The sequence below is a fragment of the Nonlabens antarcticus genome, from assembly GCF_015356755.1.
Classification (GTDB): domain Bacteria; phylum Bacteroidota; class Bacteroidia; order Flavobacteriales; family Flavobacteriaceae; genus Nonlabens; species Nonlabens antarcticus.
The window spans coordinates 782,442-801,424 of record NZ_JADFCO010000066.1 but is presented as its reverse complement, the minus strand read 5'-3'; the positions used below and the strand labels follow the sequence as shown (position 1 = coordinate 801,424).

The window sequence follows — 18,983 nt, the reverse complement described above, 5'->3', positions numbered from 1 at the left end:
CAGTTTTTATTCTTTTTCCAATGATTTATTTTTCTTTTCTCTAATGAGATATACACTAATCAAAATTAATAATCCACCGATTGCATACCAAACTGTAAATTTCTCTTTGTCCAAAACGCCCCAAATTACCGCAACGACTGGTAATAAAAGTGAAATAGTACTTACAAAAACTGCAGAGGTATCTTGAACAAGCTTGAAAAACAAAAACATTACCAAAGTAGTGCTAATGACGGTTAGAAAGACTAAATAGCCTAGAGCCGTTAAAGTTTCATTTTGGCTGTAATCAATGTCTGTAAAAAAACCTGAAAAACTTAAAATTAAAAGAGACGGCACCATCCAAATAGTGTAAATACCTGTTGATATATCTGTCGATTTTATGTGATGTAATTTTTTTTCAATAATGAGTGCGGCAACGGCATAAAGTGCCGAACCTATAACCAATAAAACCGTATAATAAAGATGATTTTCGCCATTTCCTGAATTGGAAGAGTAAACTAAAATGATCGCACCTATAAATCCAATTATTGCTCCAGCATATTGAATAACTTTATTTCTGATTCCAAACAGAATTGCTCCTAAAACGAGTGTGAATATTGGGTCTAATGCATTTATGATGCCTGCCAATGAGCTACTTACGCCTTGTTGTGCAATAGGAAAAATAAAGACCACTAAAAAGTTACCAAATAATCCTGATAGAGCAATCCAAAAAACATCCTTTTTTGACATTCTTTTCAAAGCTGGGAATCCAATAAATGACAAAAGCAAGCCTGACAATCCTGCCCTAAAAGCTCCGATTTGATATGGGTCAAATACTGGTAGTAATTTTTTTATGAGTATAAAAGAAGAACCCCAGGTTATAGCAATAAAGATGAGTAGAAAATATTTATTTTGAATGAATTGCCTCATAAAGTGTCTATATTTTTTTTAATTCGACAAATTTAATCTTTCGATTTGTATATAATCATTCAATCAAGTTTTTTTTCATTGACTTTCATTGGTTTTTCAAATTGCGCCCAACGGTCGTGTATAAGAACAGTAGGGCTGCAAACAGTCGCTAACCATTCAGTTAAACACAAGCCGAATTTTTAAATTTTTCTTATTATTTTTTTTCTCAATAAGCCAAATTTAAAAATTTGGCGACCTCGAAAAAGCGTCCGAACCATCCGGTTTAGCCACAATTGCCCTATTGTTTTTATACGTTGTTCTACACCGTTTTACTCAGCACTTTCTTTACCAAAAACTAAATAAAATTCCGATACATTCATTACAGTTTCCGCTTCCATTTCGTTTTTCTTTCTATCAACTTGTTTTATTAACTCCGACACATTAAAATAATAATCGCTATCCATTGTTGTGTCTTTCCGACTTTCATTAAACTCAGCCATTCTTGCAAAGATTAATACTTCGTTTTTAAAATAAAATTTGTATTTAACAGGGATTCTGTTTTTTTGAATTATGTCTGCTGTAACCTTGACAACTTCGTCATTTGAATTTTTCAATATCTGAATTTTTATTTGACTTATTAAGTCACTTCTTAAGTTTTCATTGCTTGATTCAGAGACGATTTCATTCAGGTCTGTTCGGTTATCGATGTCAATTAAATATTTTTCAATATTAGATATAGACTTACTATTTCCACAGCTAATTAGAAATCCTAGTAGTAATGATATGATGAATGTTTTTTTCAAATGGTGTAGAACGTCTCTGTATATGGCTCGTAGCGTGCAAATTAGAAAAATAATTTTCGGTTAAGCACAAGCCAGGTTTTTAAATTTTACTATTTATCTTTTTTATTGGAAATCGTCAAATTTAAAAATTTGGCGGACTAGCAAATAAACCTTAACTTCGATTAAGCAACTAACTAGCTATGAGATATATACGTTGTTGTGCAAAGTATTTTTCGCGTAACTAAGTGAAATATATTAAAGCACCTGAACCAGCTATCGCTCCAATTATTACTGCTTGAGTTTTCATATTCGAACCGTATAGATGTCCATATAAAGTAGTAACTATTTCTAAATCTGTAACATCTTTACTTGAAACTTCTATTTCGTATTTATTTTTGTTTACAAATTGACTTTCGTTTCTAATTTTAATTAGAGTATTTTTTTGGTTGTCAATCATTTTTGTTGCCCATTTTAATCCAAAAACTCCTGTAATTTTTCTTTCAGTTTCTAATATCTCGGTATTCCCAGAAAACGAATTGCTTTTCAAATTGTATTTAATCTCTCCATTTTCTGATATTTGCGTATTCCATTTTTCACGAGATAATTGGTATCGTTTTTCGCCTATAGTAATTTCAGCATTTTTATAATTTGATTCTGTTTTGATTCCGCCTATTATAATATCATTTTCATTATAAACGTTAACGATTCCATTTTCTAATTTAGCAAGCATATCACTTCTTTTGGTTTAATTACTGATGTTTGTAAAGTTGCCCAAATATTTTGCACAACTAGTGTATATACACAAGTTAATTTATAACCGCTGACGATCAGTCATTTCACTATGCTAAAATGCATTTTATTTGCGTAAATACACAATTCCTGTTTTGCTGGTTATCAGCATGTTTTGAAAGTAAACGTTTAATGTCGGCTATTTGTAGGTCATTATATCTTGCTCTTTTCGCGAAAGCGAACTTATGCAGATGAAAGATAAACCCAACAAGATTATATATTCGAGTAAGTGATAACTCGAGTAATTGTTTAAATATAATTTTCATAGAAACAAAAAAAAGACCCTGAAATTAATCAGGGTCTTTCTTACTTTTTAAAGATCCCAAATCTGCGCTAGCACTTGTTTGGGTAAAGTTTGATTACGCAACGGCTGCGCCGTTACTATCTCAATTACTTCACTTCCTCAAAATCTACATCTTCTACATCGCTAGTGTCAGCATCTGAAGATTCTGCATTACCACCGGCGTCTGGGCCAGGTTGTCCACCTTGACCGTCCGCTTGTGACTTGTACATTTCCTCGCTAGCTGCTGTCCAAACGGTATTCAGTTTTTCTAGTGCTGGATCGATTTTTTCAATCTCCTTAGTTTCATAAGCAGCTTTCAATTCGTCAAGCGCTTCTGTAATAGGAGCTTTCTTATCTTCTGGAAGCTTATCGCCAAATTCTTCTAACTGTTGCTCTGTCTGGAAGATCATTTGATCTGCGCTGTTCAGTTTGTCAGCAGTTTCTTTAGCTTTCTTATCTGCGTCTGCATTTGCAGCAGCATCTTGCTTCATTTTCTCGATTTCTTCTTCGCTTAGTCCGCTGGAAGCCTCGATACGGATGTCTTGTTTCTTACCTGTCGCTTTATCCTCAGCACTTACTTTGATGATACCGTTAGCATCAATATCAAAGGTTACCTCGATTTGCGGTGTACCGCGACGTGCTGGTGGAATGTCAGACAAGTGGAATCTACCGATCGTCTTGTTATCCGGTGCCATAGCGCGTTCTCCTTGAAGTACGTGGATCTCAACACTAGGCTGGTTGTCAGCAGCGGTAGAGAATACTTGGGATTTCTTGGTTGGGATAGTTGTGTTAGACTCAATCAATTTAGTCATCACGTTACCCATGGTTTCGATACCTAAAGATAGCGGCGTCACATCCAGCAACAATACATCTTTCACATCACCGGTTAAAACACCACCCTGGATCGCTGCACCTACGGCAACTACCTCATCTGGATTTACACCTTTTGATGGCTTCTTACCGAAGAATTTTTCAACAGCTTCCTGAACGGCAGGAATACGAGTCGATCCACCTACAAGAATAATCTCGTCGATGTCGCTCTTAGATAATCCAGCAGCTTTCATCGCTTTTTCACAAGGCTCGATGGTTCTCTTTACAAGATCAGCAATTAATTTATCAAATTGAGATTTAGTCAATGTTTTTACTAAGTGCTTCGGTCCGCTAGCGGTAGCCGTTACATATGGTAAGTTGATCTCTGTTTGTGCACTTGAAGAAAGCTCAATTTTTGCTTTCTCAGCAGCTTCTTTCAAACGCTGTAAAGCCATTGGGTCTTTACGCAAGTCAATTTCTTCAGCAGACTGAAACTCGTCAGCTAGCCAGTCGATGATCTTCTCATCCACATCATCACCACCTAAATGCGTGTCACCATCAGTTGCAAGAACCTCAAATACACCATCACCTAATTCTAGGATAGAAACGTCATGCGTTCCACCACCGAAGTCAAATACAACGATCTTCTGATCTGTATCTTTTTTATCCATACCATAAGCAAGTGCTGCTGCGGTAGGCTCATTAATAATACGCTCTACTTTAAGACCAGCGATTTCACCAGCTTCCTTAGTTGCCTGACGTTGGGAATCATTAAAGTATGCAGGTACAGTAATTACTGCTCCAGTTACTTCATGACCTAAATAATCTTCTGCTGTTTTCTTCATTTTCTGAAGAATCATAGCACTCAATTCCTGTGGCGTGTACAAACGGCCATCGATATCTACACGTGGCGTATTGTTGTCACCTTTTACTACTTTATAAGGTACGCGACCAGCCTCGTTAGAAACCTCGCTAAATTTGTTACCCATAAAACGCTTGATCGATGCCACCGTTTTAGTTGGGTTAGTTACTGCTTGTCTTTTTGCGGGATCTCCTACTTTAATCTCACCACCTTCAACGAAAGCGATGACAGATGGAGTCGTACGTTTTCCTTCTGCATTAGGGATTACCACGGGCTCGCTTCCTTCCATTACGGAAACACAACTGTTGGTCGTACCTAAGTCAATTCCTATTATTTTACTCATTTTAATATATTTTAGTTAGCAAATTTTAATTTCTGTTACGATCTCATAAAGTCAATGTTTGTGCCAGCGGTTTCACAATGACAAGCTGTCAGAAAGAGTTCAGAATTGGCATAAATCACAATTGGTTAATAGCTCTGATCGATTCAAATCTTGTCACATTGCCTATGTTTAAACCGCTTTCGCGAAAGCGAACTTCTCACAACCCTATAATTAATGATTCATTATAGAGCAAGAACACTAATAATTGCAAGTATGAAAATCGGTATCTAAGAAAGATTTTACAATCCAGAATTACGAATACAATTAATGGTAAAATCTTGAATTTGAGAATAGCAAATCGTTTCATGGAGAACAGCGGTTACTAGAAAGAAGGATTCTAAATCAGATCAACCTCTAATATTTAAATAATAAAGAAGTCCAGAGCAATTAGTACTTTAATAGGAACTAAACGCATTCCCCTAAGCAAAAGCGGTAATGGGAGTTCTACTACCTAATTCCCTATATTTGTCACTGCAAAAAAGCCAACTCCATATGTCTGAAACTGTAAAAAACATTGAAGCCATAAGTGTATTTGACATGCTTAAAATAGGTGTGGGGCCATCCAGTTCCCATACTTTGGGACCATGGCGGGCGGCTCGCAATTTCTTAAGTAAACTAAAAGATAAAAACAGGCTTGAATTAGTAGCCTCGATCGAGGTGGATTTATATGGTTCCTTATCCTTAACTGGAAAAGGCCATGCAACTGATATTGCAGTTGTTTTAGGACTTACAAATGCAGACCCACAAACCTGCGATATAGAAGAGATTCCTATAACTTTTGATTACATCACTAACCAGAAATTGCTTCAGCTGGATGGTGTTCACCTTATTAAATTTGATCCAGCCACTCAGATCCATTTTCATAAAAATTTCCTGCCATTTCATCCCAATGGAATGCGTTTCAAGGCAGTTTTGAATGATGGAAAAGTGGTTTACGAAACTTACTTCAGTATAGGTGGTGGTTTTTTTGTACAGAAAGAACGCAAGCGAGCCGCACGTAAACAGGCAATATTTGAATGTTTCCCGCGACCTATTTCTAAAGCTACAGAACTACAGGCATATTGTGAAAGGGATAACAAATCTGTTTCTCAGATCGTTCTCGAAAATGAAGAATACCTTAACGATCCCGCAGATATAGATTCCAGACTGAAAGATATTTGGGATGTAATGTTGGATTCTATGTACACTGGATGTCATACGGAAGGAACCCTTCCAGGAGGACTAAATGTGAGACGTCGTGCATTTGATACCCACCAGCGCTTACAAAAAGGTGCCGATTATAAAAATAAAGAAGAATGGATTACCGCCATTAGATCAACGGAAGTAAAATTCCGTGAGATTTTGAAATGGGTATCCTGTTTTGCACTTGCCGTTAATGAGGTCAATGCTTCTCTAGGACGTGTGGTCACAGCCCCTACAAATGGTAGTGCTGGTGTGATTCCAGCAGTGATTATGTATTACCTCACGATAGAAAACCATCAAGCCGATTTCCAGCATATCAAAAAATTCTTATTGGTGGCAGGTGAGATAGGAGCGTTATTTAAAAAAGGAGCAACCATCAGCGCCGCTATGGGCGGTTGTCAAGCAGAAATAGGAGTGAGCAGCGCTATGGCGGCAGGTGCGCTTACAGAATTGATGGGCGGTACTCCAGCCCAGGTTTTAATTGCTAGCGAGATTGCGATGGAGCATCATTTAGGTCTGACCTGCGACCCTATAGGCGGCTTGGTTCAGATACCGTGTATTGAGCGCAACGCTATGGGAGCTATAAAAGCTATCAATGCTTGCGAAATGGCACTAGAAACCGATGCTAAAAACGTGAAGGTGCCGCTCGATAATGTTATTGAGACGATGTGGCAAACCGCGCAGGATATGAATTCTAAATATAAGGAAACAAGTGAGGGAGGACTGGCGGTCAATGTTGCCTTGTCTGACTGCTAGATAATTATATCTCCTTTATAGCTTAGCTATTGGAAAAAGTTTCTTCCTAAATCTCTAAATTACGTTAGTTGTAAGTCTTCTTTGCTTCTAATGATAGTATTCGATCGTTTGAGAAGGTTGTAAGAGCATTTTAATCTCGCTGTCGCGAAAGTTTGCTTCTCAGCAATTTGAATAAAAAGAGATAGTAAGCCGAAAATTTCCCAGGTATACTGCACGTTAGAATTTGACACCTTCAGAAAGACTTTCTCAATTGTTTGAATTCTGGATATAAACGGAATTTGAGTTTTACTAAACACCTTTTATATCTCACATAAGAATTTGCTGCAGAAATATTTGTTTTCAAATACTAAATCCTGATCAGGTAGGCTGGCAGTTAGATTTCGTTTGAGAACATACTTATTTGAGTAACGAAACTTTCAATACTCCCACAACTTTCCAAAATTTAAAAAAGCCCATAACAATTAAATGTTATGGGCTTTAACAATAGAGTAGCAGTGAAGCTCTATGAACTAAAAATTACTTGACTTCTGGCATTAAGACCGCTAGAATGTAATCTTCATTCAAATATTTCTTAGCAACATCCTGAATATCCTTGGCAGTCATTTTAGCAACTTCCGCTTCAAAGTTCATCATTTTGTTTGGATCACGTTGCTCGCGACTTGCGCTTACTAGATTATTTAACCAGTAAGAGTTTGATTTCAAATCTTCTTTATGTTCTAACAAATAACCTTCTTTTACTTTATTGAGGATTTCATCGCTAGGACCATTTTTCTTCAATTCTGCGATTTCCTTTTGAGTAGCAGCGATCAATTTCTCAACGTTGTCCGGCCCACATGGGAAAGAAACACTGAAATTGAATCCTGGCTCAGGTATTTTACTCATGCTACCACGAGCACCACCACCATAAATTCCACCTTCTTGCTCGCGCAATACTTCTATGATTCTTATGGTTAATGCTTCTCCTAAAGCATTAACGGCAAGCTCTTCTTGAGCGTCATAAGTAGCAATATCATAATCCCATATCATTTGAACCAGACTCTTCTCTTCAGTTCCTTTATTCACCGTGATTTTACGAGTTCCTTGTTTTTCTTTCCAGTCAGAAATCTTGTACATTTCTTTCTCTCCTGTAGATGGAAGGTTAGCAAGATATTTTTTAGATAAATCCATGATCACAGCTTCATCAACATTACCTACTAGGAAAAAGTTGAAGTCGCTTGCATTAGAGAAACGCTCTTTATATAACTCATAAGCCTTATCATAATCTGCAGCATCATAAGCAGCTTCATCTGGGAAACCTGCGTATCGTGGATTACCCTCATTACGCATTTCATTTACTTCGTTACCAAAGTATGTTTGAGGATTCGACATCATACGACCTACAAAGGATTTCTGCTTTGAAATGAAACTACCATAAGCTTCTTCATCTTTATTCAAGTCAGTCATATAAACATGTACTAATTGAAACATGGTCTCTAGGTCTTGTGGAGTAGAAGAGCCACCCAAATTTTCAGTAATTCCTCCCACAGAAGGACGAACATTTACTAATTTACCAGTCATATATTTATCCATATCTGTTTGAGATAGACCAGCAACACCAGCCTGTGTCAATCCACCGTTAGCAAATACAGTAGCTAAATAATCATCATCTGAATATAAGCTGGTTCCACCATAACTGTAGGCAGACATCAAGATTTGATCATTTTTGAAATCAGTTGCTTTTGTAGTTACGGTTACTCCATTACTTAACGTATAGGTTGTAGTTCCTAACTTTTCGTTAGATTCTGTTTTAGTAATCGCACCAGGCGCTGGTAATGTTTCAATCAAGTTCTCACGAACCACTGCGTCTTCATAAGGAGCAATTTCCGCGGAAGCGACATCATTCACCACTTTTAAGATTTCTTCTTCTGTAGGCTTGTTTTCTGTTGTAGGACCAGTAAAAACTATTGTTCTATTATCGTCGTGGATGTACTTCTGAATCTTGGCATTCGCTTCTTCAACTGTAATCGTTGGAAGCAACTCCATTGTTTTATTATAAGTCCACTCAATACTAGGAGCAGCGCCACCATTCAAAAAGGTTTGTACATATTGACCTACTAAACGACCACTTTCCAATTTGTCCCGGTTTTCATAAGTGGACTGGATAAAGGAGCTATAAGCGGTTTTTGCACGTTCTAATTCACCTTCTCCAAAACCGTACAACTTCACACGTTGATTCTCTTCAAGTACTGCTTTCAAAGCTACTAACTGTCCGTCTGGAGCAGATCCTGCAAATGAAGAATAGGCGTTCTTGTTTTTGGCAACCGTACCACCATAACTACTTTGAGCAAATATGAATGGAGGATTAGGTTTTTGAGTGACTTCTTGCAAACGATTATTAATCATAAACGAGTACAACCCATTTACTAGGTCGTCCCGGTAATCGCCCACTGTAGTCGTAGGTTCTGTTTCAAAAGTGTCCTTGTAACTAACGTTTACAGATGCAAAAGTAGCTTCAGGGTCTTGAGCAACTGCAACTTTAGTATCGTCATGATTAGGTAATTCAAAAACAGGACGTTCTCTAGGACTGTCAACTGATTTTATTTTAGAGAAATGATCCTTGATCTTTTGCTCTAATACCGCTGGATCTAGATCTCCTACGGCAACAACAGCCATCAAGTCTGGACGGTACCAGTCGTTGTAGAATCGCTCTAATACTTCTGGTGTGAAGTTTTTGAGGATTTCATCCTTACCTATAGGAAGACGCTCTGCATATTTAGAACCGTAAAATTGAGTTGGGATTGTTACTTTATTCATACGATCATTGGCACCTTTACCATTTCTCGATTCTTCAAGAACAACACCGCGCTCGTCGTTGATAGCATCTTCTTTCAATAAAGCACCGTGTGCCCAATCTTCTAAAATCAAGAATCCTTTTTCCAGTTTTTCTGGATCATCACTAGGGATAGGAAGAATATAGACGGTCTCGTCAAAACTAGTGTACGCATTCAAATCTGCTCCAAACTTGACACCGATTCCCTGAAGGTAATCGACCAGTTCATTTTTCTCAAAATTTGTAGTTCCATTAAAGTTCATGTGTTCCATAAAGTGAGCAAGACCTTGTTGATCTTCATCTTCTAGAACAGAACCGGCATTTACTGCAAGGCGCAATTCTACTTTGTCTTCTGGTTTTCCATTATTTTTTACATAATAGGTTAAGCCGTTGTCCAAAACACCCATGCGAACACTGGGATCCATAGGAATCATCTCGTCCATTCCCGGCATTGCATTCATGGATTCTTCCATAGCCATTTCAGACTTGGAATTTTCCATGTTTTTCTCATTGTCCGACATTTTCTTGTCTGCCATTTTAGGCGAACAGGCAATGATCAACGCGGTGAGAAATACATAGTAAATCTTGTTGATTTTCATAATTTGTGATTGGTATTTGATAAAATTAGACTCTAAAAATAAGGACTAAGAACTTAGTTTTAGTTATAAATTTATATTTATTGAAAATAAAGGTTCAGAATTGGAAGGAGGCTGTAAGCCAATTAACGATAATAAACCACTCTTCAATAGATTATTACATCTAAAATGAATAGGATATACCTGATCTTATTTAAAAAAGATAATTAATGAATCTGAATGCTCTTAATAGGATTGAGCCTTATGTTGAAGCATAAATATTGCTGGTCGTTTGTGAAACTCCTCTTTATTAAATTTCCACTGGGAAACGGGCTGTGTTTTAATAAACTCTGTAGGTAGGGTGATATCACATGCAATGGAAAGCATGGTTTCAGGATTTAACGAATTGATTAATTCATCCAGCATTTTTCCGTTTCTGTAAGGTGTTTCTATGAAAAGCTGTGCCTGCTGCTCGATTCTAGATCGTTGCTCTAATTCTGTAATTTTCTTGCGTCGATCTTTACTGTCGATAGGAAGGTATCCATTAAAGGCAAAATTTTGACCATTTAAACCACTAGCCATAACTGCCATTAAAATACTGCTGGGTCCCACTAGCGGGATAACCTTAATACCTTTTTCATGAGCGATTGCAACCACATCTGCTCCTGGATCTGCCACTCCAGGAACTCCGGCTTCGCTCATTAATCCCATATTTTTTCCTGCAAGACAAGCATTGAGAAATTCTGGTATTTCTGAGATGTCAGTATATTTATTTATGAGGGAAAAGTTTAATATAGATTGTTGCTTTTCTGGAACTAAACTTTTAATCGCTCTTCTTGCTGTCTTCTCATTCTCCACGATATAATCATCAACCATTTCAACAATGTGTTTTACGGAAATAGGCATCACCTCCAAAGGGTCAATACTTCCTAAGGTTACTGGTATTAAGTACAAATGTCCTTTTTCTGATGGCATAGTTTTGATAATTAGGATCCTTCAAGTTACATATTAAAGGATAGGGTGGAAGCTGGTGTTTTTTAAGTATCGAAGGTTATTTAAAATGTAATAAGTGATCTATAAAGGATGATGAAAAATATAAATCTTAATGTGAATTTTAAAAATTCACAATCCTATTTACTCTTCTGTGTCTTAAATAACTTTGTACCACGTGTCTGGATTCCGCATCTTCCGGAATTTCAGTAATCACGTTTCTCAATATTTTTGGATCGGTAAATTGGATTTGTAAATCTGCATATCCATATCCTTTTACGATTCCGTCTTCTACTAATATTATACTGCGTTCAGAAGGTTCTCGACCGCGATCAATTATTATTTTATTTTTATGAACGAGACTGTTTGCATCAATCATTTCTTGAGCACGCAAATTATAATCTGCTACAGATTCTGCTTTGATGCAAGCACCGCGGCACTCTTGAAGGTCGTACTTGATACAACTCCCGGTTCCATCCTTTTCCAGGCCTATCAATCGATGACACAATTCATACTCATTAACCATAGATTCTAGGAACGTTTTAGCAGATTTTGAATTGCTAAAACTCGTGATATATGTATTATCTCGTGCAGCTGGTTTTATCTTAAAAGTAATATAACCATCGGCATCAATCTCTGTGTACAATCCGTGAGAGAAATTTTTTCTTTTAGATTTTTTATTGAATTTCGGCCAGTGCTTCTTGATTTCTAAACTTTCCTTGAGCATTGCAACCAGATCACTTCCTGTTTTTTCAAATTTTACATCGGTAACAAGAGCGGTCAACTCTACAGATTTTTTGCGCTCGCTAGTAAAATGTTGCGTTAGATTTTTCCTGATATTGCGGCTGCGACCTATGTAGATCAAAGTATCATTTGCGTCATACAAATAATAAATTCCTGTAGATGCTGGCACACTTTCAATAAGTGATTTAAGATTAGTAGCAACAACTGGCTTGGGAAAAGATTTAAGGCTTTGTTGTAAAATATTTTTACTAGTATCTTTATTAAGTAGCAATTTGAAAAGCTTGACGGTGGCTAATGCATCACCAGTGGCTCTGTGTCTGTCCGTTATAGGAATACCAAGAGACTTAACTAATTTCCCTAAACTGTAACTTTCCTGTTCCGGCATTAATTGCTGGGCTAACTCTACCGTACACAAAGTTTGTTTGTCAAATTCATAACCCAAACGTTCAAATTCTAGCCGTAACATGCGGTGGTCAAAGTTAGCATTATGGGCCACCAGCGTGGCGCTATCCATAATCTCTATGATTCTCTTTGCTACCTCGTAAAATTTAGGGGCACGTACTAGCATGGCATTGTTTATACCCGTAAGCTTTACTACGAAAGGTTGTATGGGCTGCTCCGGATTTATAAGACTGGCAAATTGATCGACAATCTCGTGACCATCAAACCTATAAATGGCGACCTCAGTAATTCCCTCTTCATTAAACTTCCCACCGGTAGTTTCTACATCTACAATTGCGTACAAATGCTATTTTTTAAAGTATTCAAATCAGCGTTATTCTTACAGCTGTTGGATTTCAAATGTACGTTTTAAATTAAAAATGCATTTGAATTGAGATTGCTTTATTTACGGGTATAAAATGATTGAGTTTTGACAAAAAGAAAGTGTTTACAGTCCATGAATTGCGATTTTTTGACAAGACCAATTCAAAATAAACGATTGAGTTCAGGATCAGAACCACACTTGCTAAACGAAAAAAAGGTCTGCCAACGGCAGACCTTTTTTTAAAATTACAATTGAGATTTAGATTTTCTCATGATAGATCTTATTATAAAGATCCATGTATTTTTCTTTAATGTTTCTACGCTTTAATTTCATGGTAGGAGTGAGGAGCTCATCTTCTATAGACCAGACCTCTGGAGTTAATTCAAAGACTTTAACGCGTTCCCAATTACCAAAATTCTCATTGTGAGTATCTACTTCTTGCTGTATGCGCTCTTTCACCTGATCGTTTTTGATAAGGTCTTTATGATCTGTAAAAGAAATTCCTTTTCGCTTAGCCCAATCTTCTAAAAAGTCAAAGTTAGGCTGGATAAATGCAGCTGGCATTTTCTCACCTTCTCCTATCACCATTATTTGGTCGATGAATCGGCTTTGCTTCATGATATTTTCAATCATTTGCGGTGCAACATATTTACCACCAGAAGTTTTGAACATCTCTTTTTTACGATCTGTAATTTTCAAGAATCCATCAGCATCAATTTCACCTATATCACCAGTGTGAAAGAATCCATCAGCATCAAGAACCTCATCGGTTTTTTCCTGATCCTTATAGTAACCTAACATGCGCTGTGGACCATTTACTAGAATCTCTCCATCCTTCGCAATCTTAACTTTTGTGTGTGGAAGCGGGCGACCTACGGTTCCTATCTTAAATCCTTTATCTCTAATATCATTTACAGAGACTACGGGACTGGTTTCTGTCAAACCATAACCTTCCATCACAGGAACACCTGCGGCATTAAAGACACGAGCAAGGCGTGGTTGTAATGCAGCACTACCACTAGCAATAGCCTTTAGGTTTCCACCTAGAGCTTCTTGCCATTTTGAAAATATTAATTTCTTGGCAAGCTTTAATTTTGTTTCATACCACCAGCCATTCTGACCGTAAGGCTCCCATTCCAGACCTAATTCAACCGCCCAGAAAAATAATTTCTTTTTTACACCGTCTAGATCAGCGCCCTTAGCAATAATTTTATCATATACTTTTTCTAGAAGACGAGGCACAGCGCTCATAACCTCAGGTTGAACTTCCTTAAGATTCTCAGATATCGTATCTAGTGATTCGGCAAAGTACATTCCGCTACCGGTATAGATATACAGATATTGCAGCATTCGTTCATAAATATGACACACGGGAAGAAAACTTAGCGCTTTAGAATTACCAAGTTCAATAGGCAATCTAGTCTCTGAATTTATAGCGTTGCTAGCAATATTTTTATGAGACAACATTACACCTTTAGGTTTGCCAGTAGTTCCAGAAGTGTAGATTAAAGTAGCCAGGTCATCCTCATGAATGGACTTCATCATCTCACCCAGCGCCGCATCATTATCGGTAGATTTTCCTGTTTCCTTTACTTCATTCCAGCTGGTACAACCAGAAATTTCATCAAAGCTAAAAATCTTTTCAAGTGAAGCTACCTGATCTTTTATAGACATAACCTTGTCATATACCTCCTGATCTGATACAAACACATACTTTGATTCACTGTGATTCAAAACATAAGCATATTCATCTTCAGAAATGGTAGGATAAATAGGCACATCCTGCGCGCCAGTCTGCATGATTCCTATATCCATGATATTCCATTCCGTTCTATTAGTCGTGGAAATCAAAGCTATTTTATCATCCTTTTTAATCCCCATTTTGAGCAATCCTCGGGATATAGCTCTCGCCTGGTCAACAAAGGATTGGGTTGAAGTTTCTACCCATTTTCCATTAACTTTAGTCACTAGGGAATCCTTTCTAGGAAATTTTTCCAACTGGTGGTATGGAAAGTCAAAAAGTCTTTTGATTTGCATATTTTGATAATTGTGTATTGCAAAGTAAGGAAAGATCTTGATATCCCAAACGCTAAAATCCGAATATCACTATTGATAATAAATTCGCTTTCGCGAAAGCGAATAAACACTCATTTAACAAATTAAGCTTAGGATTGCTAGGTAATAGCATTTTACTGCATGTAAAAGAAAAGCCTCTCCTGGTATAAATAGGAAAGGCTCGTCAGTGGATTCATTTATATTCTAGACTGGTGAGCTGCGATAAAAAGGTCGTAAACTAAATCCATCGCAGGTGGAAATTAGCTAAGGACCTTTCTCAATCTACATCAACAACAGTGTTTTCATTTCTAAAAACAATCTGATCCTCAAAGGTATCAATCAATATTACATCTTCTGAAGATACATTTCCAGAAAGGATTTTTTTAGAAAGTTCGTTCAGAATCTGCTTTTGAATGATTCTCTTGACAGGTCGCGCTCCATATTGCGGCTCATAACCTAATTGTGCCAGTAAATCTACCGCCTGTTCTGTGGTATCAACAATAATTCCCTGTTGTGATAACATTTTTGTCACACCTTTTAACTGTAGTCTTACCACTTGTTTAATATTCTCTTGACTCAATGGAGTGAACATCACAATATCATCGATCCGGTTGATAAACTCGGGTCTAACGCGTTGTTTGAGAGCGGCTAAAACCTCGACTTTAGCAGCTTCCATCGTACTTTCAAGATCACCTTTGAAGTTTTCAAAGCTCTCTTGTATACCATCAGCTCCCATATTTGAGGTCATAATGATAATCGTATTTTTAAAGTCAGCTACTCGGCCTTTATTGTCGGTTAATCGTCCTTCATCGAGGACTTGTAACAATATATTAAAGGTATCTGGGTGCGCTTTTTCAATCTCGTCCAGCAATATAACGGAGTAAGGTTTGCGTCGTACCGCTTCTGTAAGTTGTCCTCCTTCATCGTATCCTACATATCCTGGAGGCGCACCTACCAGTCGACTCACGCTGTGTCTTTCTTGATATTCGCTCATGTCAATGCGTGTCATGGCATTATCATCGTTGAAGAGGTATTCTGCCAGCGCTTTGGCCAACTCTGTTTTACCAACTCCGGTAGTTCCCAAGAATAAAAAGGAGCCGACTGGTTTTTTTTGATCTTGCAAACCAGCGCGACTTCTACGTACGGCATCGCTCACGGCAACAATAGCTTCTTCCTGACCTACCACACGTTTGTGAAGCTCATCTTCCAGTCTCAATAATTTATCACGCTCGCTTTGTAGCATTTTAGTAACTGGAATTCCCGTCCATTTAGCCACCACTTCTGCGATGTCATCATAAGTCACTTCTTCCTGAATAAGTGATTTCGTTTTATCCAGACTGTTGGCTTCTAATTGGAGTTTGTCCAGCTGTACCTGACTTTCCTTTATTTTCCCATAACGCAGCTCCGCCACCTTTCCATAATCTCCATCACGTTCTGCCCGTTCTGCTTCAAGCTTGAAGTTTTCTATGTTTGTTTTTTCATCTTGAATGCTGTCTACGAGCTCTTTCTCATTCACCCACTGCGCATTCAATTCATTGCGTTCCTCCTTCAAATTTGCCAGATCACTGCGTAAAGTCTTTAGTTTTACCTCATCCTTCTCTCGTTTGATAGCTTCGATCTCTATCTCGATTTGCATGATTTTACGATCGAGTACGTCCAGTTCTTCTGGCTTAGAATTGATTTCCATGCGCAATTTTGACGCTGCTTCATCAATTAGGTCGATGGCTTTATCAGGAAGAAATCTATTGGTAATATAACGCTGCGAAAGTTCCACTGCGCCTATAATAGCATCATCTTTTATGCGCACTTTATGGTGGTGTTCATATTTATCTTTTATACCTCTCAATATGGAGATAGCGCTTTCCGTATCTGGCTCGTTCACCATTACTTTTTGGAATCGACGCTCTAGCGCTTTGTCTTTTTCAAAATATTTCTGGTATTCATCAAGAGTAGTCGCTCCTATAGCTCTCAATTCTCCTCTAGCGAGTGCTGGTTTTAAAATATTTGCGGCATCCATGGCGCCTTCACCACCGCCCGCACCTACTAATGTATGAATCTCATCAATAAAAAGAACGATGTTCCCATCGCTGGAGGTCACTTCTTTAACGACTGCCTTCAGTCGTTCTTCAAATTCTCCCTTGAATTTTGCTCCAGCAATTAATGCTCCCATATCTAGGGAGTAAATCTGTTTGTTTTTTAAATTTTCTGGAATATCTCCAGCGACTATACGGTGTGCAAGTCCTTCTGCAATTGCTGTTTTTCCAACTCCGGGTTCTCCGACTAACATCGGGTTATTCTTAGTTCTTCTAGAAAGAATTTGCAATATCCTGCGGATCTCCTCATCTCGACCTATAACTGGATCCAGCTTTCCTTGATCTGCAAGTTCATTTAAGTTCTTAGCATATTTATTTAAACTGTTGTAGGTTTCTTCTGCGCTTTGAGAGGTTACCTTATCGCCTTGTCGCAATTCATACATCGCTTTTTCCAGCTCTTTTTTACTCATGCCTTGATCTTTTAAGATCTGTGCAGTTTTTGACTTGCCGTCAAATATGCTGAGTAATAAATGCTCAATTGATACATATTCATCTCCCATTTTTGATGCCAGAGAAATTGCGTTGTTAATATCACGACTCGACTCTCTAGAAAATTGAAGGTCGCCGCCTTCCACTTTAGGTAATGAACTAATCTGACTGTCGACTAGCTGATTTACAAGACTCAAACTAATGTTGAGCTTCTTGAAAATAAAAGGCAAAACATTTTCATCGATTTTTGAGATAGCTTTAAAGAGGTGCGCATTCTCAATGATTTGATGTCCTAATTCTTGTGCAAGTTGCTGCGCCTGTTGAAGCGCTTCCTGCGATTTTATGGTAAGTTTGTTTATGTTCATCTGTTATGTTTTATTTAAGAAGTCAAAGTATATACCAATTTCAAATTTGCCAATAAGTCATGCGATAATCGTTTATAATCAGACATATTGTCATATTGTTAAACTCTTAGTACTTTTACTTATGAATACCTATTATATTTGCAGGGTTCAAAACGAATCAATTATGGGTATCATGGATAAGTTATTTAAACCTCAGCGCGATATCGCTAAGGATGAAATAAAAGGTATAAAATGGGAGTCACTTGAGTCTGTGGACCAGCTGCATAATCTGGTTAAGAATTCAAAATTGACTACTAAGGTAATCTTTAAGCACAGCACAAGATGTGGGATTTCCAGGATGGCGTTAAATAATTTTGAACGCAACTATGAAGAGCTTAATCAAAATGTAACCTATTACCTATTGGATCTTTTGAATAATAGAGATGTCAGTAATGCAATTGCGGAAGAGTTGAAGGTCGCGCATCAATCTCCTCAAGTTATTGTATTGAAAGATGGTCTGGTCATTCACACGGAAAGTCATCATGGTATTGATATTAAAAAAATTCAACAACTCAATAAATAAACCAACCTTATGAAAATCACACGCATATTATTTATCGCAGTAGCTTTCCTGCTTTTTTCTTGTAAAACAAATGTCTTTACAGGAAAAAAAACCTTGAATTTTGTTTCTAACAGCTCAATATTTCCAACGGCATTTGCCCAATACGATGAATTCCTTACTGAAAATAAAGTAGTCAAAGGAACCGCAGATGCTCGTACGATTAACAACGTAGGTGCTAATATTAAAGTAGCAGCAGAAAAGTGGTTGAATGCTCTAGGTGAACAACAATATCTAAATGGATATGAGTGGGAATATAACCTAGTCCAGGATGAAAATGTAAATGCCTTCTGTATGCCAGGTGGTAAAATTGTTTTTTATACTGGAATTATGCCTATTTGCCAGACAGATAGAGGTGTAGCTGTTGTTATGGGTCATGAAGTTGCCCATGCTCTAGCAGATCACGGTGCTCAACGTATGAGTGCTGGTCAATTACAAGCTTTAGGAGCTGTAGGTGTTGCAGTTGCTGGGAGCGGTCAAAGTGAATCTACTCAAGCTATTTTAGGACAAGCTTATGGATTGGGATCTCAATATGGTGTATTGCTGCCTTTTTCCAGATCACATGAAACAGAAGCAGATCAAATAGGATTGTACCTTACTGCGATTGCTGGGTATAATCCAGATGAGGGAGCAGAGTTATGGAAGCGTATGGCTGCTCGTGGTGGACAGGCTCCGCCAGAATTTGCAAGTACACACCCTTCAAATGCGTCCCGTATTGCTAACCTTCAAAAAATCGCACCACAAGCGAGAGCTGAAGCTGCAAAATATGGTGTGACTAGTTTCAAATAGTCATTTCAAAAACATACTTTTAAAGGGTTCTTCAAGAAC

12 protein-coding genes are annotated in these 18,983 nt (G+C 37.7%); 3 read left to right on the top strand and 9 right to left on the bottom strand.

Translation table 11 applies throughout. From position 1 onward, the window contains the following. Positions 1-6 precede the first annotated feature (6 nt). From IQ282_RS14575 to dnaK, 4 genes are all read right to left on the bottom strand, one after another. Entirely contained in the window at positions 7-906 is a 900-nt protein-coding gene (locus IQ282_RS14575; protein WP_194852600.1) for a DMT family transporter, read from the bottom strand. Between the two features lie 308 nt (positions 907-1,214). Continuing rightward, positions 1,215-1,499 (bottom strand): hypothetical protein, encoded by a 285-nt coding sequence (locus IQ282_RS14570; RefSeq protein ID WP_194852599.1) that lies wholly within the window; start codon positions 1,497-1,499, stop codon positions 1,215-1,217. Between the two features lie 409 nt (positions 1,500-1,908). Continuing rightward, positions 1,909-2,397, bottom strand: coding sequence for a hypothetical protein (locus IQ282_RS14565; protein ID WP_194852598.1), 489 nt, complete (start codon positions 2,395-2,397; stop codon positions 1,909-1,911). 449 nt (positions 2,398-2,846) lie between these two features. After that, the gene (gene dnaK, locus IQ282_RS14560) at positions 2,847-4,754 is read right to left on the bottom strand and encodes a molecular chaperone DnaK (RefSeq protein ID WP_194852597.1); all 1,908 of its coding nucleotides are present in this window, start codon (positions 4,752-4,754) and stop codon (positions 2,847-2,849) included. A 531-nt stretch (positions 4,755-5,285) separates the two neighbouring features. Between dnaK and IQ282_RS14555 the strand changes: the two genes are divergently transcribed. Continuing rightward, positions 5,286-6,731 carry an L-serine ammonia-lyase gene (locus tag IQ282_RS14555; protein ID WP_194852596.1) on the top strand — a complete coding sequence of 482 codons (1,446 nt, stop codon included), beginning with the start codon at positions 5,286-5,288 and terminating at the stop codon, positions 6,729-6,731. 516 nt (positions 6,732-7,247) lie between these two features. Here IQ282_RS14555 and IQ282_RS14550 read toward each other — a convergent pair. From IQ282_RS14550 to clpB, 5 genes are all read right to left on the bottom strand, one after another. After that, entirely contained in the window at positions 7,248-10,139 is a 2,892-nt protein-coding gene (locus IQ282_RS14550; RefSeq protein WP_194852595.1) for a M16 family metallopeptidase, read from the bottom strand. A gap of 222 nt (positions 10,140-10,361) precedes the next feature. Next, on the bottom strand, positions 10,362-11,090 hold the full coding sequence (locus tag IQ282_RS14545) for an SAM-dependent methyltransferase (RefSeq protein ID WP_194852594.1): 729 nt from the start codon (positions 11,088-11,090) through the stop codon (positions 10,362-10,364). A 139-nt stretch (positions 11,091-11,229) separates the two neighbouring features. Beyond that, the gene (locus IQ282_RS14540; RefSeq protein ID WP_194852593.1) at positions 11,230-12,594 is read right to left on the bottom strand and encodes an exonuclease domain-containing protein; all 1,365 of its coding nucleotides are present in this window, start codon (positions 12,592-12,594) and stop codon (positions 11,230-11,232) included. A gap of 279 nt (positions 12,595-12,873) precedes the next feature. Beyond that, positions 12,874-14,652, bottom strand: a complete 1,779-nt coding sequence (locus IQ282_RS14535; RefSeq protein WP_194852592.1) for an AMP-dependent synthetase/ligase — start codon at positions 14,650-14,652, stop codon at positions 12,874-12,876. Between the two features lie 295 nt (positions 14,653-14,947). Next, positions 14,948-17,557: an ATP-dependent chaperone ClpB gene (gene clpB, locus IQ282_RS14530; protein WP_194852591.1), complete on the bottom strand. Its 2,610-nt coding sequence runs from the start codon at positions 17,555-17,557 to the stop codon at positions 14,948-14,950. A 172-nt stretch (positions 17,558-17,729) separates the two neighbouring features. Between clpB and ytxJ the strand changes: the two genes are divergently transcribed. Together ytxJ and IQ282_RS14520 are read left to right on the top strand one after the other, a co-directional pair. Next, a complete protein-coding gene (ytxJ, locus tag IQ282_RS14525) occupies positions 17,730-18,119 on the top strand; it encodes a bacillithiol system redox-active protein YtxJ (RefSeq protein ID WP_228547344.1) in 390 nt (129 codons plus the stop codon). 9 nt (positions 18,120-18,128) lie between these two features. Continuing rightward, positions 18,129-18,944 carry a M48 family metallopeptidase gene (locus tag IQ282_RS14520; RefSeq protein WP_194852590.1) on the top strand — a complete coding sequence of 272 codons (816 nt, stop codon included), beginning with the start codon at positions 18,129-18,131 and terminating at the stop codon, positions 18,942-18,944. Positions 18,945-18,983 lie beyond the last annotated feature (39 nt).

What these genes read in the sequence shown, in the direction of transcription:
- clpB (WP_194852591.1), bottom strand. Translation starts at nt 17,557, where the DNA reads ATGAACATAAACAAACTTACCATAAAATCGCAGGAAGCGCTTCAACAG.
- IQ282_RS14550 (WP_194852595.1), bottom strand. Translation starts at nt 10,139, where the DNA reads ATGAAAATCAACAAGATTTACTATGTATTTCTCACCGCGTTGATCATT.
- IQ282_RS14555 (WP_194852596.1), top strand. Translation starts at nt 5,286, where the DNA reads ATGTCTGAAACTGTAAAAAACATTGAAGCCATAAGTGTATTTGACATG.
- IQ282_RS14575 (WP_194852600.1), bottom strand. Translation starts at nt 906, where the DNA reads ATGAGGCAATTCATTCAAAATAAATATTTTCTACTCATCTTTATTGCT.
- dnaK (WP_194852597.1), bottom strand. Translation starts at nt 4,754, where the DNA reads ATGAGTAAAATAATAGGAATTGACTTAGGTACGACCAACAGTTGTGTT.
- ytxJ (WP_228547344.1), top strand. Translation starts at nt 17,730, where the DNA reads ATGGATAAGTTATTTAAACCTCAGCGCGATATCGCTAAGGATGAAATA.
- IQ282_RS14565 (WP_194852598.1), bottom strand. Translation starts at nt 2,397, where the DNA reads ATGCTTGCTAAATTAGAAAATGGAATCGTTAACGTTTATAATGAAAAT.
- IQ282_RS14535 (WP_194852592.1), bottom strand. Translation starts at nt 14,652, where the DNA reads ATGCAAATCAAAAGACTTTTTGACTTTCCATACCACCAGTTGGAAAAA.
- IQ282_RS14520 (WP_194852590.1), top strand. Translation starts at nt 18,129, where the DNA reads ATGAAAATCACACGCATATTATTTATCGCAGTAGCTTTCCTGCTTTTT.
- IQ282_RS14545 (WP_194852594.1), bottom strand. Translation starts at nt 11,090, where the DNA reads ATGCCATCAGAAAAAGGACATTTGTACTTAATACCAGTAACCTTAGGA.